This window comes from uncultured Kiloniella sp., from assembly GCF_937128705.1.
Taxonomy (GTDB): Bacteria; Pseudomonadota; Alphaproteobacteria; order Kiloniellales; family Kiloniellaceae; genus Kiloniella.
Genome location: NZ_CAKZMP010000098.1, coordinates 18,676 through 40,800 on the forward strand (window position 1 = coordinate 18,676; position 22,125 = coordinate 40,800).

General features: G+C 47.4%; 16 protein-coding genes. 5 read left to right on the top strand and 11 right to left on the bottom strand.

Going from position 1 to position 22,125, the window contains the following annotated elements; genetic code table 11:
• Positions 1–99: 99 nt before the first annotated feature.
• Entirely contained in the window at positions 100–1,668 is a 1,569-nt protein-coding gene (locus tag Q0241_RS05785) for a trimethylamine methyltransferase family protein (protein ID WP_299374503.1), read from the bottom strand.
• 512 nt (positions 1,669–2,180) lie between these two features.
• Between Q0241_RS05785 and Q0241_RS05790 the strand changes: the two genes are divergently transcribed.
• Complete coding sequence (locus Q0241_RS05790) at positions 2,181–4,700, top strand: FAD-dependent oxidoreductase (protein WP_299374506.1); 2,520 nt, start codon at positions 2,181–2,183, stop codon at positions 4,698–4,700.
• A gap of 82 nt (positions 4,701–4,782) precedes the next feature.
• Here the strand turns inward: Q0241_RS05790 and Q0241_RS05795 are convergent, their stop codons facing one another.
• Entirely contained in the window at positions 4,783–6,594 is a 1,812-nt protein-coding gene (locus Q0241_RS05795; protein ID WP_299374509.1) for a gamma-glutamyltransferase family protein, read from the bottom strand.
• Positions 6,595–6,940: 346 nt separating this feature from the next.
• Here Q0241_RS05795 and Q0241_RS05800 point away from each other — a divergent pair, with 346 nt between their 5' ends.
• Complete coding sequence (locus tag Q0241_RS05800; protein WP_299374511.1) at positions 6,941–7,768, top strand: sulfite exporter TauE/SafE family protein; 828 nt, start codon at positions 6,941–6,943, stop codon at positions 7,766–7,768.
• Between the two features lie 39 nt (positions 7,769–7,807).
• On the top strand, positions 7,808–8,545 hold the full coding sequence (locus Q0241_RS05805) for a FadR/GntR family transcriptional regulator (RefSeq protein ID WP_299374514.1): 738 nt from the start codon (positions 7,808–7,810) through the stop codon (positions 8,543–8,545).
• Positions 8,546–8,549: 4 nt separating this feature from the next.
• Here the strand turns inward: Q0241_RS05805 and Q0241_RS05810 are convergent, their stop codons facing one another.
• The 5 genes from Q0241_RS05810 to Q0241_RS05830 all read right to left on the bottom strand — a co-directional run bounded on the left by Q0241_RS05810 (position 8,550) and on the right by Q0241_RS05830 (position 15,249).
• Complete coding sequence (locus tag Q0241_RS05810) at positions 8,550–10,055, bottom strand: FMN-binding glutamate synthase family protein (RefSeq protein ID WP_299374517.1); 1,506 nt, start codon at positions 10,053–10,055, stop codon at positions 8,550–8,552.
• Between the two features lie 223 nt (positions 10,056–10,278).
• A complete protein-coding gene (gene lpdA / locus Q0241_RS05815) occupies positions 10,279–11,673 on the bottom strand; it encodes a dihydrolipoyl dehydrogenase (protein WP_299374520.1) in 1,395 nt (464 codons plus the stop codon).
• Between the two features lie 3 nt (positions 11,674–11,676).
• Positions 11,677–12,996 (bottom strand): dihydrolipoamide acetyltransferase family protein, encoded by a 1,320-nt coding sequence (locus tag Q0241_RS05820; protein ID WP_299374523.1) that lies wholly within the window; start codon positions 12,994–12,996, stop codon positions 11,677–11,679.
• Between the two features lie 3 nt (positions 12,997–12,999).
• Complete coding sequence (locus Q0241_RS05825; RefSeq protein ID WP_299374526.1) at positions 13,000–14,013, bottom strand: alpha-ketoacid dehydrogenase subunit beta; 1,014 nt, start codon at positions 14,011–14,013, stop codon at positions 13,000–13,002.
• 3 nt (positions 14,014–14,016) lie between these two features.
• Positions 14,017–15,249: a 3-methyl-2-oxobutanoate dehydrogenase (2-methylpropanoyl-transferring) subunit alpha gene (locus Q0241_RS05830; RefSeq protein WP_299374529.1), complete on the bottom strand. Its 1,233-nt coding sequence runs from the start codon at positions 15,247–15,249 to the stop codon at positions 14,017–14,019.
• 249 nt (positions 15,250–15,498) lie between these two features.
• Between Q0241_RS05830 and Q0241_RS05835 the strand changes: the two genes are divergently transcribed.
• Complete coding sequence (locus Q0241_RS05835) at positions 15,499–15,972, top strand: Lrp/AsnC family transcriptional regulator (RefSeq protein WP_299374532.1); 474 nt, start codon at positions 15,499–15,501, stop codon at positions 15,970–15,972.
• A gap of 213 nt (positions 15,973–16,185) precedes the next feature.
• On the opposite strand, the gene Q0241_RS05840 is transcribed toward Q0241_RS05835, so the two are convergent.
• Complete coding sequence (locus tag Q0241_RS05840; protein ID WP_299374535.1) at positions 16,186–17,763, bottom strand: hypothetical protein; 1,578 nt, start codon at positions 17,761–17,763, stop codon at positions 16,186–16,188.
• A 322-nt stretch (positions 17,764–18,085) separates the two neighbouring features.
• Between Q0241_RS05840 and bmt the strand changes: the two genes are divergently transcribed.
• Complete coding sequence (gene bmt, locus Q0241_RS05845) at positions 18,086–19,171, top strand: betaine--homocysteine S-methyltransferase (protein ID WP_299374538.1); 1,086 nt, start codon at positions 18,086–18,088, stop codon at positions 19,169–19,171.
• Positions 19,172–19,290: 119 nt separating this feature from the next.
• Here bmt and Q0241_RS05850 read toward each other — a convergent pair whose 3' ends face one another.
• Genes Q0241_RS05850 through choW form a run of 3 tightly spaced genes read right to left on the bottom strand, consistent with a single transcriptional unit; the run spans position 19,291 to position 22,084 of the window.
• Positions 19,291–19,989, bottom strand: a complete 699-nt coding sequence (locus tag Q0241_RS05850; RefSeq protein ID WP_299374541.1) for an HAD family hydrolase — start codon at positions 19,987–19,989, stop codon at positions 19,291–19,293.
• 14 nt (positions 19,990–20,003) lie between these two features.
• Complete coding sequence (gene choV / locus Q0241_RS05855) at positions 20,004–21,203, bottom strand: choline ABC transporter ATP-binding protein (RefSeq protein WP_299374544.1); 1,200 nt, start codon at positions 21,201–21,203, stop codon at positions 20,004–20,006.
• 20 nt (positions 21,204–21,223) lie between these two features.
• Positions 21,224–22,084, bottom strand: a complete 861-nt coding sequence (choW, locus tag Q0241_RS05860) for a choline ABC transporter permease subunit (RefSeq protein WP_299374547.1) — start codon at positions 22,082–22,084, stop codon at positions 21,224–21,226.
• Between the last annotated feature and the right edge of the window lie 41 nt (positions 22,085–22,125).

Below are 22,125 nucleotides of genomic sequence, written 5' to 3' on the forward strand. Positions count from 1 at the left end.
TAAAAGTAAACAAGAACCGAATACTACTTTTATTTTCCGCGCATAAGAAAAGGCGACAAAAGTCGCCTTTTCTTAACAAATAAGATCTAAGTAGGATACTTAGGTAAAAGCGTCCGGCATAGACTCTTTTTTCTTGGTGATGAATTCATTCAAGGCTTCATCAATCGACGCATCAAGATCAGGCGCGACATATTGCTCCAAAGTCTTTTTTACAACAGCATTTGCACGTTGATAGGCATCAAGGGAGCCTTCAGATTCCCACTGTTCGAAAGAATTGTTATCCGCAATATTAGAACGATAGAAGGCAGTCTCAAAGTTTGCCTGAGTATGAGCACAGCCAAGAAAATGGTTACCAGGACCAACTTCGCGAAGGGCATCCATAGCTTGACCGTTCTCGGTCATATCATAGCCTTCCAACATACGCTGCATCATACCCAGTTGGTCAGCATCCATCACGAGCTTCTCATAAGATGAAATCAAACCACCTTCGAGCCACCCGGCAGAGTGGAGGGTAAAGTTTACACCAGCAAGCGACGTTGGCAGGATTGTATTTGCTGACTCGTATGCTGCTTGCGCATCAGGAACCTTGGAACCACAAAGCGATCCACCAGAGCGGAATGGAACCCCAAGACGACGCGCGAGCTGTGCCATACCATAAAGAACCAAAGCAGGCTCAGGTGTTCCAAAAGTCGGCGCGCCAGACTGCATTGAAATCGAACTCGCGAACGACCCCAGAACAACCGGGGCCCCTTTGCGAACCATCTGTGCGAAAGCAATCCCGGCCATCCCCTCAGCAAGGGATTGCGCCATCACACCAGCTGCGGTCACTGGCGCCATAGCACCCGCCAGAATGAATGGTGTGACAATACAAGCCTGCATGTGGCGAGCATATACCTTCAAGGCACCAAGCATTGTATCGTCAAATGTCATCGGTGAGTTCGCGTTGATCAGACTGATCATTACCGTATTGTTTTCAACGAAATCATCGCCAAAAACCAATTTAGACATCGCAATGGAATCTTCAGCGCGTTCTGGTGCGGTAACTGATCCCATATAGGGTTTGTCTGAATAACGTATATGGGAATACAGCATATCCAGGTGACGTTTGTTCACCGGAATATCAACAGGCTCACAAACCGTACCACCAGAATGGTGAAGCGCAGGCATAGAATATGTCAACTTCACAAAGTTCCGGAAATCTTCAATCGTTGCATAGCGACGACCACCGTCGAGATCACGGACAAAGGGAGGTCCATATACAGGGGCAAAAACGGTATTCTTACCACCAATAATCACAGACCGTTCAGTGTTACGGGCGTGCTGGGTAAACTCACTTGGTGCATGGGAACACCATTGGCGTGCAAGACCGCGCGGGAAACGAACGCGCTCGCCCTGTACATCACAGCCATTGTCTTTAAGAATTTGAAGGGCTTCAGGATCGTCACGGAATTCAATCCCGATTTCTTCCAGAACAGTTTCAGCATTGTGTTCAATTATTTCAAGCGCTTCTGCATTCAGTGTCTCGAAATAAGGAATATTACGTGTAATGTATTTTAGTTGCTCTGCTGAACCACTTGATCTGGCAGCACGTCGTGAAGCAGCACCACCGCCACTACGACCTCGACCGGCGCGACCAGCGCGACCTGATCTTGTTTCTGTATCACTCATTAAATGCCCTCCTGTAGAGACCTCGAATATTCCCTTCTGGCGGATAAGGCTCTGTCTAGATTGCGACCGACAAAAAACCAAATGCGGCAAGGAGGGTTAACAAGCTTATTTCCCTAATAAAAACCGTGAGAACAGATTTAAATTTCTCCTCATTAAATCACACTTTTGAGAAATATTTAAATTGAAGGCCATCTTCTTCAACCGTAACACATACGAGTCGTTTTCAATAAACATGAGATAAAACGACTTTCTTTGTCCCTAAAAGGTCAAAATCTGCTAACGTCGAAATGTCGTAAAAGATCACTAATGTCGTAAACTGCGAGTGTGGTGACGCAAACCGATAGGACGTTCAGCGGACTGTTCCCCATCATCATAGCAGGATGTAATCGGTGGCTGCTACTGTACAAAAATTACCAAAACTTTTTGTCGTGTCGCAAAAAATACCGAAACATAACATACAACTTTGACCCTGTGCATAAGCACGTTTAGTCGCATTAATTTGGAGTCAGGCGATGAAATCTCACTACAAAGCCGTCGTTATCGGTGGTGGTGCTGTTGGTGTTGGTACACTTTACCACTTGGCAAAAAAAGGTTGGTCAGATGTTGCGCTTTTAGAGCGCCACGATCTGACATCTGGTTCCACCTGGCACGCTGCTGGCCTGCTGCCTCTGTTCAACATGAGCTACTCTGTTGGAAAAATCCACCAGTACTCAGTAGATCTCTATGCCCGCCTGGAAGAAGAAACCGGCCTGAATTCAGGCCTTAAACAGGTTTCGAACATTCGTCTGGCCCGGACACAAGACCGTATGGACGAGTACAGATACTACGTTGGTGTGGCTAAAACACTCGGCATTGATGTTAAATGGCTTTCTGTTGAAGAGCTCAAGGAAATTTGGCCGCTTTGTAACACAGACGGTATTCTTGGTGCGATCCAGCACGTGGATGACGGATATGTACAACCTGCTGAACTAACGCAAGCACTTGCAAAGGGTGCCCGTAATAACGGTGCAGAAATTCACCAGCACACAACTGTTCTCGGTATGGAACAGCAAGATGATGACAGCTGGATCGTTCAGACTGACAAGGGTGATATCTCTTGTGAGCACGTTATCTCTTGTACTGGTAACTTTGCCCGCAAGACGGGTGAAATGGTTGGTCTCGATATTCCAGTCATCCCGGTTGAGCACCAGTTCATCGTGACTGAGCCTCACCCGGACATTAAAGCACGTCACGCTGCTGGCCTTCCAGAAATGGGTGTTTTGCGTGAATCAGATTCTTCTTGGTACATGCGTGAAGAAGCTGGTGGCCTGTTGCTTGGCCCTTACGAAGTTGGCGCACCTTGCTGTTATGTTGACGGCCCAGCGCCAGACGCAAAATACGAGCTGTTCAACGGTGAACTAGAACGTCTGATGCCATACATCGAGACTGCTTTTGAACGTGTACCAGCCTTTGCAGAAGTTGGTATCAAAGAAGTTTACAACGGCGCGATTGCCTACACGCCTGATGGATCACCAATTATTGGTCCAGCCTGGGGCCTAAAGAACTTCTGGCTTAACGAAGGTCACTCCTTCGGTATTACAGCAACCGGTGGTGCTGGTTGGCAGCTGGCAGAGTGGATCGTAGACGGCGAGCCAACAATCGATATGTCTGGCGTTGACCCACGTCGTTTTGGCCCTTACGCAGGTCGTGGTTTCTTGAAAGAAAAGAACGAAGAAGCCTACGCAAATGTCTTTACGGTTCACTATCCGGATGAATCTCGCCCGGCAGCCCGTGGTCTAAAGCGCTCCCCTTCTTATGATCGCATGAAAGAACACGGTGCAGTTATGGGCACAATCTTTGGCTGGGAACGTCCAAACTGGTTCGCGCCAGAAGGCTATGGCTTGACCGAAGAAGATCTAAACCAAGACGACACAATCACACGTGAAAACCACGCCCCTGCTGATGAAGGAAAACTTCCTGTAGAGAAATGGTCTTTCCGTCGCTCCAACTACTTCGAGCACGTCGGCAACGAATGTAAGAACGTTATGGAAAACGTTGGCCTGCTTGACATGTCAGCCTTCTCTAAGTTCATCGTTAAAGGTCGTGGTGCAGAAGCTTGGTTGAGCAGCTTGGTTGCCAACAAAATTCCGAAAAAGATCGGTCGTATGGCGTTGACACACATGTTGACCCTACACGGAGGTGTTCGCGCTGAATTCACCATCCTAAAAACAGGCAAACAGAGCTACTACCTCGTATCTGCTGGTGCTCAGGAACGTCACGACTGGGATTACCTTACGAAGCTAAAACCAACAGACGGTTCAGTTGAACTAGAGAAGATCACAACTCAGCAAGGTGTTTTCATTATTGCCGGACCAAAATCCCGCCTCTTGATGGAAAAACTGTCTGATGCTGATTTCTCTAACAAAGCCTTCCCATGGTTGACCGCACAACAGATCTCTGTTGGCATTGCACCAGTCACTGCTGCACGTGTTAACTTTGTCGGTGAGTACGGTTGGGAGCTTCACCACCCAATTGAAATGCAGAACTATCTTTTTGATGTTCTCATGGAAGCTGGTGCTGAATTCGGCCTGAAACCATTTGGTATCCGCGCAATGGATTCCATGCGTCTGGAAAAATCCTACCGTTTGATCCCAACAGAAATGTCCATCGAATATTCTGCGCTCGAGACCGGCCTTGATCGTTTTGTGCGCCTAGATAAAGAAGATGATTTCATCGGGAAACAGGCATTGGCTGATTGGAAAGAGCGTGGTTTTGACAACCAGTTCGTTACGATGGAAGTCCATGGAGTGACCGATTGTGATGCCCGTGGATCCGAACCAATTTATCTCAACGGTGAAATGGTTGGCCGCGTAACATCCGGTGGATACGGTTTCCGTACTCAGAAATCTATTGCCCTCGCTATGGTACGCCCGGATTTGGCCGAAATTGGCACAGAGCTGGAAGTCTATATCCTTGGAAATCTTTTCAAAGCAACGGTTGTTGAAGAATCACCGTATGATCCAGAAAACAAAATTCTGCGTAACGTCGAATAACATCGACTTACGTTAAAAATAAAAAGCCGCAGAGTTATCCCAACTCTGCGGCTTTTTTATTTTGCACACTTTACTAAGACAATTACCGCCCTGCAGCATATCCTTGCATTGAGCGAGGATTTGCAGCCGCTTTCAACAAACCGTTTTCTTTGGTTGCTGCAGCCATGCGCCCCAGTGACCAATCTGGCTCGATAACTACTTTATGGCCCCGACGTTTCAATTCTTCAATGGTTTCCGAAGGAAAACGTCCTTCGAGTGAGAGATTACCCGGATCACATTCACGCGGATAAAACGAGCTTGGGAAATGCGCGGTTTGGAAAGCAGGCGCATCAATAGCTTCTTGTAGGTTCAGGCCAAAATGAACATGGCGCAGGAAGAAATGGAGCGACCATTGATCCTGTTGATCCCCACCCGGCGTTCCAAAAGCCATGTATGGCACACCATTTTTCAAGGCGAGTGAAGGTGTTAACGTTGTTCTTGGTAATTTTCCGGGAGCGATACATGCCGGAGAAGTTTCATCAAGCCAGAACATCTGCGCCCGATTTGTCAGGCAAAACCCAAGTCCTGGAATGACCGGTGAAGACTGTAACCACCCACCACTTGGTGTTGCTGAAACCATATTTCCCCAACGATCAATAATATCGAGATGACAGGTATCTCCCTTTACACCGCCTTTATCGTCTGGTGTTGGTTCATCATTAAACCGCGCAACTGTTGGCTCACCAAGATCGGTATTATCTTTGCCTTCGTCTGTGGTTCCTTTGATCCGAACCACCACATTTCCGCCCTTACCGGGGACAGTCCCTGGTCTGATTTCCAGAGATGCTTTGTCCGTGATGAGTTTACGGCGTTCATCGTTATAAGCTTCGGACAGCAAGACATCCATCGGCACATCAACAAAATCTGGATCGCCATAGAAAGCTTCCCGATCCGCAAAAGCTAACTTTGCACTTTCCGTGACAAGATGTACAAAATCTGGAGATTTTTCATCCAGACTATCCAGATCGAAAGCTTTCAACAACGCCAGTTGCTGCAAGAAAACGGGCCCCTGCCCCCATGCCGCAGTCTTACAAACGGTATAACCATGATAATCGAATGTAAGAGGTTCTTCGTAAGAAGCGGACCACGCAGTGAAATCACTTTTATCCAATAAGGCCTTGTGACGTCGTCCTGTCGTATCCATAACCTCTGCGGTTTCACAGAAATCCAAAATTGCCTGCGCGACAAAACCTTCTGACCAAATTTTTCTGGCAGCCTTGATTTGCTCTTCCCGACTATCCGATACAGCTTCCGCTTCAGAAACAATCCGGTCGTACATATCAGCCAGTTCAGGATTTTTAAAAAGATCACCAGCTTCCGGTACTTTACAGTCTTTCAGGTAAATATCAGCCGAAGAAGTCCATTCGGTCTCAAAGAGGTCCTTAACCCGGTTTATTGTATGCGAGATATTGGGAACCAAAGGATAACCATCACGCGCAAAATTAATCGCATAGGATAGAACGTCCCGCAAAGACATCGTGCCATAATCCAACAGCATCAACATCCATGCATCAAAGGCACCGGGAACTACGGCAGAAAGCATACCCGACCCCGGTACAATAGATAAATCCAAGGCCTGATAAGCTTCCAATGTCGCTTTCTTCGGCGCAGGTCCTTGCCCATTAATAACTTTAACGGGCCCATCTTCCGGAGCCACAATGATCGGCACTTCACCACCAGGACCGTTAAGATGTGGTTCGACAACTTGCAATGCAAAACCCGTTGCAACGGCAGCGTCATAGGCGTTTCCACCTCGTTCCAGAATGCCCATACCCGCTGCTGTAGCCAGCCAGTGGGTTGAGGTCACAACACCAAAAGTGCCTGTAATTTCCGGGCGCGTGGTGAAATCGCTCATACTCTACTCTCCTGATCGAATAAGATTCCCCGAATGCGGATATCTAGGAAAAACAAGTGACTAGACCCGTAAAAAGGTATCAAAACAACATAACTTGACAGGTAAGATAGATCATGACGATAATTGGTACAACCAATATAACTTGGTAAAACCAAAAAATTATTGAGACCATACGAAAGACAACTTGATCATCGGAGAGTTTCCCAACCAAGCATCAAGGCATCAAAACCCTTCACACTATATGGCATCAAGGTAATAGGTGCTGTAAAATTCAGTAAAAATAAATCTAAGCCGAGATACCACTCATTCTCTAACTTAAAAAATTACTTAGTCAGGCTTTACATAGATGGACGCACTCCTTTCCACAGATCTGCTTATTCTAGCAGCTATCCTATTGGCCACAGGCGTTGTTGCCGGGCTGATTGCCGGCCTTTTAGGCGTCGGCGGCGGCATTGTTATCGTTCCCGTTCTATATCACCTTTTCAGTCTAATAGGTGTCGACGAGTCCGTTCGCATGCACACCGCCGTTGGGACGTCATTGGCAACTATTCTTGTCACTGGTTTTGCCTCTGCCCGTTCTCATTATGCCAAAGGAGCTGTAGATACAGACCTCTTGAAAAGCTGGGGGCCTGCCATTGCGATTGGCGTCTTGATCGGGGTTGTTGTCGGCGGAAATATTGGCTCGGAAGCTTTGATTGCAGTCTTTGCAGTCATAGCGTTAGTCGTCGCTATGAATATGGCTTTCCGTCCTGAAGGTGCACATATTTCAGATCAGCTTCCCGGCTCCCCCTTTAAACAACTAATCGGGGTTTTCATCGGCGGAATATCGGTGTTAATGGGGATCGGCGGCGGAACCTTGTCTGTACCTATTCTCACCCTTTTTAACTACCCTATTCGCAAAGCTGTTGCGACGGCTTCTGCCATCGGTCTTATCATCGCGGTTCCCGGCTTTCTTGGTTATATTTATTACGGTTTGGGACTACCCGGAAGACCAGACTTCTCACTCGGCTATGTAAACCTGATTGGCTTTGCTCTGATTATCCCTACATCAGGGTTCTTTGCCCCAATCGGCGCGAAGATTGCCCATGCGATCCCGCCAAAACTTCTTAGACTGTCTTTTGCTTTTTTCCTCTTCATCACAAGCTTGCGCATGATACATGACTTGCTAACATAAGAACGCTGCCTTAGAAGGCAGTTAAGGGAGAGCACAAGTATGACAGAGCAAAGTCAATCTACGACGCTAGAGCAAGAAACTGAAACGAACGATAATTCAGTTTCAACAGTGCGCGCCTATGAAGACGTTATCGCCAAGATCAGAAAGTTGATCAGCGATGAAGACATGGGCCCTGGGGACGCGCTTCCTTCCGAACGACGTCTATCTGACTTGTTTTCTGTCTCACGCCATTCTGTCCGTGAAGCCATTCGTGTCTTACAAGAACAAGGTGTCCTAGCGCCGAAACGTGGAAGTGGCAACTACATCAGATCTTCAACAAGGGAAGAGCTAACCCGCGCTTTGTCCTCTTTGGTTTCTGGGGATGCAAGACGTCTTTTCGAAGTCTTCCAACTGCGTGAATTAATCGAGCCGCAAATTACCGCTCTTGCTGCAGAAATGATCCTGCCGGAACAATTAGCGGAAATGGATCAGCTTCTGAGAACTCAGATGACGACGGAAGATCTAAGTGAACTTCAAAAGATCGACAGGAGCTTTCACGCACTCATCGCCAAGGCAACTGGGAATACGCTCCTATCTGATCTCATGGACAAGATCAGCGCATCTATAGACCCATCCCGTACCGAGGGGCATCAAAGTGAAGAACGTCGTGTTGCTTCCATCACCGGTCACTGCCGGATCTTAGCTGCGCTTCAGGCCCATGAACCCGATGCCGCAGCCGAAGCAATGCGGGACCATATCAACGATATAAAACACGCGGTTTCACCCGATACCCCATAAAACTCTATTCAGCAGCCAATACCGTTGGATAAGGATAAAGCACATCCATCGCGACACTACGCCCTGTATCAAGAACGATCCGCGCATGATAACGCTTCAAGGCCCGCGCATCTGCCGCACCACAACTATGGGCAATGATTCCCACTTCTTTACGCATATTCTCGGCATAGCTGGCAACCCGTACTGACTTCGTTTCAGGGTCCAGACCAAATTGTAGTTTTTTATTGTGAGTAGTGATTCCTGTCGGGCATGTATTCTTATTGCATTGCAACGCCTGAATACACCCAAGCGCGAACATAAATCCACGCGCAGAGTTGACAAAATCTGCCCCTGCGCAATAGGCCCACGCCACATCAGACGGGTTAATCATTTTACCACTGGCACAAACTTTAATACGATCACGCAGCCCATGCCTGATCAGGGTATCGACCACATGAGGTAAGCTTTCCCGCAAAGGCACCCCCATGTTATCAATCAAGCTCATCGGGGCTGCCCCAGTCCCCCCGTCAGCACTATCAATTGTGATAAAATCGGGGGCGCTTTCAATACCTCGTTTTTTGATTTCCTCGCACAGGTTATCAAAAAAACCATAGGTCCCGACAACCATTTTAAAGCCAACAGGTTTCCCCGTTGTATCACGGATGTAAGCAAGCATATCCAGAAGTTCGCTCTCGGATTTCACTTCTGGATGACGATTTGGACTGATGGCAGATTGCCCTATAGGAATACCACGGATTTTGGAGATTTCTTCGGTGACCTTTTCTCCGGGTAAAATGCCTCCTTTCCCCGGTTTAGCCCCCTGTGAAAGCTTTAGCTCAAACATTTTAACCTGGTCATGCGCTGCAATTTCCAGAAGCTTGTCTTCGTCAAAACCACCTTCGGGCTTGCGAACACCAAACTTGGCGGTTCCAATCTGAAACACAATATCGGCCCCACCTTCCAGATGATAAGGCGACAAGCCGCCCTCGCCTGTATTCAACCAGATACCAGCCTTCTTGGCCCCTTTTGATAAAGCCCGCACAGCCGGAATAGAAATCGCGCCATAACTCATCCCTGAAATGTTAAAAATACTATCTGTTTCATATGGTTGCTGACAATAAGGGCCAATGATCACGTTACCGGGTTCAATAGCGTCTTCCGCCTGTGTCGGGAAAGGACAGTTCACAAAGAAAACCGTTCCCGCAGGCCTGAGATCACGGGTAGAACCAAAGGCCACGGTGGAATCAACATTCTTAGCCGCACGATAAACCCAGGATCTTTCAGCACGATTGAAGGGCATTTCTTCGCGGTCCAAGGCAAAGAAATACTGGCGAAAGAACTCCCCCAGATGCTCAAAGAAATAACGAAAACGTGCAATGACAGGATAATTTCGACGCAGTGTACTCTCTGTCTGCGTTACATCAGTGATGTAGGCATAAATCAACCACAGAAACCCGGCCCCGACAGCCGTTATAAAAAGAAAAGAGAGAAGCTCCAGAAAGGTGACAACGAAGTCAGGTATCTGTTCCATTAAAATCTCTCCCCATTATAATTTTCATTACAAAACTATAATAGGAAAACTCTCTTAAAAGCCAGTCACAAGAAAAGTAGCCGTTTGTGACAGCATAAATTTTATGCCTTTCCTATCTCATACATAGTAAATTACCCAAAAATAAAAGCGCTGGAAAACCAACACTTTTATTTCGAGTATTTCTTCTAAATGCCTTTTCAATATAGGCGCATTCAGATCATGACTAAATATGTAATGCATGTCCCAAGGTTTTAAGGGCGGCCTCTTGAAAGGCTTCGCTTTGTGTTGGGTGGGCGTGGATTGTTCCGGCGATATCTTCCAGACGCGCGCCCATTTCAAGGGCCAGCGCAAAACCTGCCGACATTTCGGAAACACCTGCACCGACGGCCTGAATACCAAGAACCAGATGATTATCTGCCCGGGCAACGATGCGGACAAACCCTTCTTCGCGTTCGGCAGACATGGCACGACCATTGGCCTGAAACGGGAAGAGATCCTCTTTAATCTCATGTCCCAACTTCTTGGCCTCTACCGGGGACAATCCTGCCGTTACGATTTCCGGGTCGGTAAAGCAAACCGCAGGAATACAAACTTTATCCCAAACGCGTTTTTCCCCGGCAATGATTTCAGCAACCATTTCTCCTTGCGCCATGGCACGATGGGCAAGCATTGGTTCCCCGGTAACATCACCAATCGCAAAAGTTCCACGCATAGATGTTTCACACTTATCATTGATATGAATGAAAGGTCCATCCATACGCAAGTCAATCTCTTCCAAACCCCAGCCTTCAGTTACAGGCTTTCGCCCGACAGTAACCAGAATTTTATCTGCCGTGACCTTAACGTCAGTGCCTGCACTATTCTCAACAAGCAAGGAATTCCCTTTTGTGGAAAGTCCCTTTGCTTTGGCATTGGTCATGACCTTGATACCAAGACTGCTTAATCGCTTGTTTATTGGACGCACCAAATCTTTGTCATACTGTGGCAAAACAGATTTAGCCGCCTCGACAACCGTTACCTTCGCCCCCAGTTTTGCATAGGCAATACCAAGCTCAAGCCCGATATACCCGCCACCAACAACAGCCAACTTTTCTGGCACTTCGGTTAACGACAGGGCCTCCGTTGAAGAAATAACCTTATCCCCGAAAGGTAGAAAAGGCAGTTCCACTGGCTTGGAACCTGTGGCAATCACGACGTATTCAGCCCGTATGATCTGCGGCCCTGTCGGCGTGGCGACCTCTACAGTTTTACCATCGCGGAACTTGGCCCAACCTTCGACAGTCTTAACCCCGTGCTTTTTTAAAAGCCCGGCAACACCAGAATTCAGGCGGCTGACAATGCCGTCTTTCCATTCCATTGTCTGTGCAAGATCAATAGAGGGTTTTGTCGTCGAAATCCCAAGCGCATTTTCGCCTGATAAATGAGCGACTTTATCGAACTCCTCTGCGGTATGTATCAAAGCTTTTGACGGAATACAACCAACATTCAAACAGGTTCCACCGGGTTTTCCCGCCTCGATAACAACCGTATCTATCCCCAACTGCCCCGCGCGAATGGCACAGATATATCCACCAGGACCTGCTCCGATCACGAGAAGCTTTGTTTTAATTTCCTTCACGGCTTAGCCCTCCATAAAAATCATTGCCGGGGTTTCAAGCAGGGATTTAATCCGTTGCACAAAAACGGCCGCATCCCAGCCATCAATAACCCTGTGGTCAAAGCTGGAAGAAATATTCATCATCTTACGTGGCACAAAATCGTTCCCATCCCACATAGGACGTACAGACATTTTGTTAACCCCAAGAATAGCGACTTCCGGATGATTAATAACAGGTGTAGTTGCAATAGCCCCCAAAGGCCCAAGCGATGTAATGGTAATGGTCGATCCACTTAACTCTTCGCGTGTTGCGGTCCCTGCTTTGGATGCAGCTGCTAGACGATTGACTTCTGCCGCACAGCCCCAGACATCCCTTGCTTCCGCATGTTTTATAACGGGCACCACCAATCCGTTCGGTGTTTGTGCAGCCATGCCAATATGGACACCGCCGTATTGATGAACAACACCCGCCTCGTCATCAAAAATTGCGTTGAGGTTAGGTTGTTCAGCGACAGCCTTGACCAATGCCCGCATCAAGAACGGCAAAAGTGTCAGCTTTGGATGATCTTCAGATCTGCTCTTGTTCAATGTCGCACGCAATTCTTCTAACGCCGTCATATCGACTTCTTCGACAATCGTAATATGCGGTATGCGCGATTTGGAAATCGACATCTTTTCCGCAATTTTACGACGTAAACCTACGATCTTGACTTCCGAGACCGACGTATTGGGGACAAGCCCCCCTTTTGGATGAACCGCAACACTGCTGCCATCAAAATAAGTATCCAGATCTTCGTGGGTAATGCGTCCGGCTGGCCCCGTTCCCGTGACTTGCCGAAGATCAACACCACCGTCCTGTGCACGTTTTCGAATGGCCGGAGATGCAATAGGCTTCTCCCCTTCTGCTCTGGCAGGACCAATAGACTGTTTACGGACTTGAGATGCCGATGGCTTTTCTATCTCCACCTTTGTCTTTGGCGGCTCAACAACAAAAACTTGTTCTTGTTTACGAGACGCCTTCTTCTCTGCTTTTCCCGACTTAGGAGTTTCAGGTTCAACAGATAGAGGTTTTGACGCGCTATCCTCTGTAGTGTTCCCCTCACCATCAACTTCTAGTTTGATAATCGGGGCACCAACCGACATTACATCTCCAGGCTCGGCCCCAAGCCAAATAACACGACCATCCACAGGGGATGGAATTTCGACCGTTGCCTTGTCAGTCATCACAGCGGCAAGGACAGCATCTTCCTGAACCACATCGCCAACTGAGACTTCCCACTCGACGATCTCGGCTTCCGCAACACCTTCGCCAACATCAGGAAGCTTGATTACATATTCACCCATTGATCAGGCCTCCATCACTTGTTTTAACGCACGGCTTACTCTGTCCGGTCCGGGAAAATAAGCCCATTCCTGCGCATGAGGATAAGGAGTGTCCCAGCCTGTCACCCGTTGGATTGGAGCTTCGAGATGATAGAAACAGGTTTCCTGAACACGAGAGAGAAGTTCGGCACCAAAACCAGATGTCAGCGTAGCTTCGTGAACAACAACACAACGTCCCGTCTTTTTAACCGACGCGATGATTGTCTCTTCATCCAGAGGTAACAGACACCGCAGATCAATTATCTCCGCATCAATTCCGGTTTCTTTGGCCGCAGCTTCAGCAACATGAACCATGGTGCCATAAGCAATAATTGTAACATCTGCTCCCTCACGGGTCACTTTGGCTTTGCCCAATGGAACATTATAGTACCCATCCGGCACTTCACCCATCTCATGTTTCGACCAAGGAGTTACCGGCTGGTCATGGTGACCATCAAAAGGCCCGTTATAAAGGCGCTTTGGTTCCAGATAGATAACGGGGTCATCATCCTCTATCGCCGAAATCAGAAGACCTTTGGCATCTGCAGGGTTGGAAGGCACAACAACCTTTAGGCCCGATACCTGGGTAAAGACCGCTTCGGGGCTTTGACTGTGTGTTTGTCCCCCAAAGATACCACCGCCCGTCGGCATTCTGATTGTTATCGGTGCCGTAAAATCGCCCGCAGAGCGATAGCGCAACCGCGCAGCTTCCGAGACGATCTGGTCATAAGCTGGGTAAACATAATCAGCAAACTGGACCTCTACGCAAGGCCGCAAACCATAGGCCGCCATACCAATTGCCGCACCGACAATCCCGGATTCATTGATCGGAGCATCAAAGCAGCGGTTCTTACCGTATTTTTCCTGCAATCCGTGAGTACAGCGAAAGACACCCCCGAAGTACCCAACGTCTTCACCAAAGACAACCACGTCGTCATTTTTTCCCATCATGACATCCATTGCATCACGGATGGCTTCAATCATCGTCATTCTGCTCATGAATTAAATCCCCGCTTCCTGACGTTGACGCCGTAAATGCGGCGGCATTTCTTTATATACATCTTCAAACATTTCACGCGCTGAAGGCGATCCCCCGGAATGGAGCGTACCGTGACTTTCTGCTTCTTTTTGTGCTGCCAGTACGGTGTCTTTAATTTCAGCTTGTGTTTGTAAGTCGCGCTCTTCCGACCAAACTCCCTTGCTGATCAGATGAAGTTTCAGACGCTCAATCGGATCGCCTAAGGGCCAGGCATCAGACTCTTCTTTGGGACGGTAAGCAGCGGGGTCATCCGAAGTCGAATGTCCACCAGCACGATAGGTCACGTATTCAATCATGGTTGGGCCAAGGTTCAAACGTGCGCGCTCAGCAGCCCACTTCGCAACGGCATAAACAGCGAGATAATCGTTCCCATCAACCCGAAGTGCTGGAATACCAAAACCGTGCCCACGTGCAGCAAAAGTCCCGGATCCGCCCTTCGCGATTCCTTGAAAAGTTGAAATCGCCCACTGATTATTCACCACGTTAAGAATAACAGGTGCTTTGTAGGTGGACGCAAAAACCAACGCTGCGTGGAAATCTGATTCAGCCGTAGATCCATCACCGATCCAGCCCGCTGCAATCTTGGTATCATTTTTAATCGCAGAAGCCATCGCCCAGCCTACAGCCTGAATATACTGCGTGCCCAAGTTACCGGAAATGGAGAAAAATCCGTACTCTTTCTCAGAATACATAATCGGAAGCTGACGACCTTTTAACGGATCTTCTTCGTTAGAGTAGATCTGGTTCATCATCTTGACCATCGGATAGTCCTGTGCCAACAAAAGACCCGCCTGACGGTACGTCGGGAAATTCATATCCCCTTTTTCCAGCGCACATTGAAAAGCAGTTGAAACAGCTTCTTCACCAAGGTGTTGCATGTAAAAGGATGTTTTTCCCTGCCTTTGCGCCATCATCATACGCGCATCGAAGGCCCGAAGCGTCATCATGTGACGCAGACCCTTGATTAATTCATCATCACTCAACAGATCAGCCCAAGGACCAACAGCATTCCCGTCTCTGTTCAGGACGCGAATAATGGAATAAGCAAGATCCCTGATTTCTTCTGGTGAAACATCAACATCAGGACGCCGAACAGAGCCTGCCTTGGGTATCGTGACGTTAGAGAAGTCCGGTTTATCTCCCGGACGAAATTCGGGCTCTGGCACATGAAGGTGAAGCCGTTGTTTTTCACTCATCTATTTTTCTCCGGCAATATATTTCCCCTGGCAAGATATCTATCTCTGGCACTTGTCGCTCCCTAGGTTCAGCCCTTTTTGCCGATTTCGGCTTGTTTTTAATTACACCATTAATCTCAAGTGCAATCTGGGGCGTAATCTCTGTCAGTAATTATGACATATTATCGCTGGTGATTATTCCTAAAGTCATTATGATAACAGACTAATTGAGCTATTTTTCTCTAATAAATACATCTTGAGTAGTGATTTATGGAACTTGATGCGATTGATATAAAGATTTTGCGAATCCTTCAAACCGAAGGGCGAATTCGTTCTATCGACCTGGCTGAGCGTGTAGGTTTGTCGCCAACCCCCTGTGCTAGACGCGTAAAAATGCTTGAGGATGAAGGCGTTATCACGGGTTATGCCGCCCGGGTCGACCAAACCAAACTGGGGTATATGATCAACATCTTTGTTTCGGTAGAATTGGAAAAACAGGCTTCGGAGAACTTGAAAAAATTTGAAGAGGAAATAGATAAGTTTGAAGAAGTTGTAGAGTGTTACCTGATGACAGGCAGCCAAGATTTTTTGCTTAAAGTCGTCGCGACCGATCTTATGGCCTTTGAAAAATTTCTGCAGGAAAAGCTGACCCGCATTCCAACAATCCGGGCAGTAAGGTCTCGTTTTGCCCTGCGCAGCATTGTAGAGAGAAACGCGCTGCCCAGCCCTCAACGAGCGTCCTAGAAATGCAAATACCCAACCAAAGTTAAGCACTCTGTACATTGTTGCTCCTGTAGCGATGCCCCAAGAACCTATCGATCACCCGTTATACACAACTACCGTATAAGTTGATCATGAACGTTATAGTACCATCGCTTAAACAAAAGAGATACGAAAATGGCCACCACAAAATTGTGATGGCCATTTTAAATCCTGCAGAATGTATCTCTTATATTTTTATTCAGCAGCTTCTGGCAAAGCATTACGGTTGCGGATCAACAAATCACCGATACTGTTGGCCTTGTGTTCCACCAACGTGTCCGGACCACCCCAAATCGGAACGGCACGGCCAAGTCTAGCCATAATGTCATAGATAATGAACTTCGCGACGCCATTCCCACCACGCGTTCCCTCATACAGCAATTGCAAGGGATAAGCAGCATTCCCAAGAACCGGGATGAACCCCAAAAGCAATGCAAACCAAGGTCGGCTTGTTCCTCGGGCGGTCGACGCAATAATACGACACGTCGTATAGATCGTCCGCACAATGACACCGCCACTAAAATAACCAATAATCCCGCCCAGAAGTCCGATAACATCAAAAGCCCCTAACCCGAAGACAATCGCCAGGGTTGTGACTTTCACAAATGGTTTCAGCGCCATCAATACACCAAAGTCTGTGATATAAAGGCTGCTCTCGCTGTTTTCCATTTCATGCTTCAAAACATCGGCTTCACGCTCAGTAAGTTGGCGGCGTTTTTGCCAATCTTCGATACTGCGGCCAACCAGTAATCTACTCAATTGCGTTCTGTAGGACGGCAGGAATATAAATGCTTTAACTTTTGGCAACAAGTTACCAAGCTGTTTGATCAATTTGCTCTCTTTAAAGAACGAACTGATTTTACCAGCAACCTTTTTCAAGCCCTCTTTAGCTTGTCGTCCGTACCAACGTAACGGATGCTTTTTGTAATAATGAGTCTCTTCTTCAGAGATTTTCCCACGGGCAAACCTTGACTGGATGCTACGTTGTAAGCGTGACATAAAGCGCCAATCATCAGGTTTATGAATAAGACCGGATACATCAACACAAAGGGCCTCGTATTCCTGTTCGTTCATCACCTCAAGAAGTGCGTTTTTATTTACAACAATGTAATCACGAAGTTTTGCAACATCCACATCATCATAAAGCGGACGACCATTCACAACAGTGCGCTGTAAGTAATACGTAAAGAGGAGCTTAGGATTTGCAGGGAACAGGGCTGGCACACCGGATTCCAGATCAACCCAGACCCAACGTGTTTCCCCCGTTTCAGTCGTTTCCAACAGAAAATTACTGGTCGCAACCGGATTGCCATAACCTGCCTGCCAGGCAAGTCCATCAAACCCAGCGTCAAGAAGTAATCCCTGTAGAGGTTTCATTACGTTCTCAACCAGATCCTGAATTTCAGTCTCTTTTTGCGAAGAATACGGATGGTGCAATGATGGCGCCCGCCCATCAATAAATTCCATGGTAATTTCATTGGCTCGGAACTCTTCGTTCCATGACACAGAAATAATCTCTGCTATACGAAGTTTACCGGGTAGCCAGAGTTTCATCAGGGCAGAAAGAACACGACGCCGACAGGCAGCTTCAAGGATTGATCCCTGATGCCAAATATAGGGATTGTTCGCGCCAAAGATCACATTGTGAACGAGGCCGGCCAAAGTGGAGCCGACAAATATCTTACGTGCTGTCGCCCGACCATCAGGAAGATGATCCAGATACACAGTAGCAGATCGGCCAGCGCCAATCTTTCGATCTTTTAAACTCGACATTTAATTATTTTCCAAGCCTTGTACGGTGCCCGTATTCGCCCCTTCGGTTCACAAAATACCGAAAATAGAAATCAAAGCTGCGGGGAAATTTTTCGCGAGCAGCATATATCTATACTTTTTTTGTTGAAAAAACCACCCATAGCGAAATAAAAATGTCACTTTTATGCCTCAAATGATTCATGAACGATCTATCTTGTTCTGAAATCACCACTAAGTAAGCACAAAATCCATATAAAGAAATCCTGATATAGCTTGCGTCACGTACAAAAAAAGCATAGTTTCTTCCGTAGATATAAATCTCAATCTTGTGCGGCGAGTAACTATGGCCAATAAATTTCTAGATCTTTTAAAAACACGCGACTGGCTACTTGCCGATGGCGCAACAGGCACCAACCTTTTCGAAGTAGGCTTGGAAACCGGCGATGCCCCCGAACTTTGGAACATCGACGAGCCAGAAAAAATTTACAATCTTCAGAAATCTTTTGTTGATGCTGGGTCAGACATTATTCTCACCAATACCTTTGGCGGCACGCGAAACCGTATGAAACTTCACAAAGCAGAAGACCGCGTTGCAGAAATAAACACTGCCGCCGTAAAGATCACTAAGCGCGTTGCCGACGAAGCGGGCCGTCCTGTGGTTGTCGCCGGGTCTATGGGCCCCACAGGTGATATCTTTGAACCCGTGGGGTCATTGACCCGCGAAGAAGGTATTGCTGCATTTCGTGAACAAGCTATCGCCCTTGCCGAAGCTGGTGCAGATGTTCTTTGGCTGGAAACAATCTCAGCACCGGAAGAGCTGGAAGCGGCGGTCACGGCATGTAGTGAAACTGGCTTACCTATTGTGACAACGTTAAGCTTTGACACCAATGGCCGCACGATGATGGGCCTGACCCCCGGCGACTTTGCCGGACGCGTCAAAGAGCTTTCAACAGTACCTGTCGCTTATGGTGCTAACTGTGGTGTCGGGGCATCTGAAATGGTCACCGCACTTCAAAACATGGCTATGTGCGCGAAAGAAGGCGATGTTTTGGTGTCAAAAAGTAACTGTGGCATTCCTGAATACGTCGATGGTGCTATCCGTTACACAGGCACACCAGAATTAATGGCTGACTACGCAAGAATTGCCGTCGATTCAGGTATTAAAATCATCGGCGGGTGCTGTGGAACATCCCCCAATCATGTCAGACACATGCGTGACGCCCTTGATAACCATACACGCGGTCCGAAGCCAAGTCTTGACGAAATCGTCGCGCGACTTGGTGAAATTTCCAACGGAGCACGTGAAATGAACGAAGCCGGACCACTTGGGGCAAAACCAAAAGAGCAAACTGGTGGAGGTCGCCGGCGTCGCGGGCGTGACCCAAAACGTAAAGCTGCAGACGATGGAAAAATGCCCGGTCAGGAATAAACGGACCAAGCATAAACCACAACCTGATAACCGTTTAAACATACGAAAAGGGGCTTCATTTGAGGCCCCTTTTGCTTCATCAGCTCAGTAACTACCATTCAGAAAGATTTACAGAGAAATTAACTTAATACGCTCTCAAGATCTTCAATCGACAAAAGAACATGATCCGCCAGGGTTGAAAGCTCTTCACGTCCAGTTGTGCCTGTCAGAACACCGACTTTCAAACCAGCCCCGGCATTCATTCCCATTTCCATATCATGCAAGTTATCGCCAACAACAACAACATTTTCTGGGGCCACGTCCATTGCCTTACAAAAGCCCTGAACCATACCCGCGGTTGGTTTCAGCCCATGCCCAGAATCATAACCAGCAATAAAGTCGAGCTTATCGATACAATCAAACCGTGACAAAGAACGCCTCGCCCCTTGTTCACTATCGCTTGTTGCAACACCAAGTTTAAGCCCTCGCTCTTTCAAGCGGATAAACAAAGCAGATAGATCAGTCACAGCAACCGCAGCAGATTCTCCTTCGTCCTGAAAAATTTTCTCAACCGTATCAATAAGAACGTCATAATTCGCATCAGGTAGGAACTCGCACCACTTCGCAACGATTTCACCATTGCTACAGGCTGCCAGCATAGATCCTGATAAAACACGCCCCAGTTCAGCATCAAATCCCGTAGCAGCCAACAGCTGTGCAGCAAGCCCTGCATCCCCTTTGGCAGCCATTAAAGCCGCTTTTTGGTTAAGGGGCGTCCAGCTTTGTTCGTAATCAAGAAGGGTACCATCCTTGTCGAACAGGATCGCCTTAATCGTCATTAGATCAAAACCCTTTATTCTGCTGCATCGGCAATTGAGCTCTGACGAAGAATACCTTGATAGATCTCTTCATCGCCAACAACGCCGACAAGCACACCATCTTCTGCAAGTAATACAGGATTGCCTGTTGATTGGCGAAGTTCAATTGCGCGCTTCATCGTTATGTCAGGCGAAGCGGCCACAATATTACAATCGGGAATATCATCTAGCGAATGCTCAGGTCCAAAACTAAAGACAGGCAGCTCTTCTTTATCTTCAAAAGTTACTTTCTGCACAGCTCCCTTACCATCCATAGCCAGCTTAAAAGCGTCGTACTTATCAAGAATAACACGGGCACCATCTTTACGAAGTTCGCTTACAGGCGTCATCAGCGACGCGCAACGCAGAACATTCAGCGGGTTCATATGAGCCACGAATTCAGCAACATATTCATTCGCAGGATTCAAGACGATCTCTTCCGGTTCGCCATATTGAACAATACGACCACCTTCCATAATCGCGATATGCGTACCGATTTTTAATGCTTCATCAAGATCATGGCTCACAAAGACAATCGTCTTTTTCAGGTTTCTCTGTAATTCAAGTAGCTCATCCTGTAAGTGATCCCTAATCAAAGGATCCAAAGCCGAGAAAGGCTCATCCATCAATAGAATATCTGCATCCGTCGCAAATGCTCGCGCAAGTCCCACGCGCTGCTGCATACCCCCAGACAATTCATGCGCGTATTTATCTTTCCACTGATCAAGACTAACCATCTTGAGCTTTTCTTCGACGATGGCTTCACGTTCGGCTTTTGGCACGCCCTTAAGCTCTAGTCCGAGGCCAACGTTTTCCGATACAGTGCGCCAAGGTAGAAGCGCAAATTGCTGGAAAACCATGGAAACCCGTTCCATGCGCATATGACGCAGTGTTTTGGCATCGCACGAAGCGACATCAACAAGGTCATCGCCATCACGCACAAGAACTTCACCGCGCGTGACTTTATTCAGACCATTCACTGCGCGTAACAGTGTTGATTTACCAGAACCGGAAAGCCCCATCAGAACACAAATTTCGCCTTCTTCAATTTTGATGGAACCATCAGCGACCCCGAGAACACATCCGGTTTCCTCAAGAATTTCCTCTCGTGTTTTCCCCGCATCAACCATTGGGATGGCTTCTTTTTGATTATCGCCAAAGACAATATCGACGTTTTTAAATTCTACAGCTGTCATTTTATTGCTCCATCCCTACCTTAAGCGCCATCAACCGGGGCATTACGCTGCTTACACAGACGGTCCAACAAAATCGCAACAATTACAATTGCGAGGCCAGCTTCAATGCCCATATCAAATTGACGTGAATTCAGAGCACGTACAACCGGCTTACCGAGTCCATTTGCGCCAACTAAAGCCCCAATCACCACCATTGAAAGCGAGAGCATAATACACTGCGTTACACCGGCTCTAATAGTTGGTAAAGCATATGGAATTTCAACCTTCCAAAGTAGCTGTTTCTTTGTTGCTCCAAATGCTTCTGCGGCCTCTACTAAAGGCTTTGGAACAGATGATATACCCAAATGTGTTAAACGTACTGGTGCAGCAACGGCAAAAACCACCGTTGCAACAAGTGCAGGTACCACTCCAAGACCAAAGAGCGTCATTGCAGGAATAAGATAAACAAACGTCGGAATTGTTTGGAGAAGATCAAGAACAGGCCTTAAAAGCGAAAAGAGCCATGGACGGTGAGCCGCAGCAATACCTAGCGGAACGCCTGTGATTATGCAGACAATCGTCGCATAAACGACAAGAACCAGAGACTCAACCGTTTCAGTCCAATAGCCAAGATTTACGATAAACAGCAAAGACAGGAACACAAACATGGAAAGTTTCCATGTGCGCTGTAAATACTGTGCAAGTCCAGTGATCATAATGATCACAACAATCGATGGTAAGAAAAGAAGTAAATCCACGGTTCCATCAATCAGGAAAGTGCCGCCATCAGTTATTGCGTCAAAAAAGCCCGCAAAGTTATCGATAAGAAAGTCGAAAAAACTTTCCCCCCATTTCCCGACGGGAATTTTATGATCAACCAACCATTGCTCGATGCCGGACATTGTTAATCCCTCTGCTCCAAAGCGAACCCATAAAACGATTG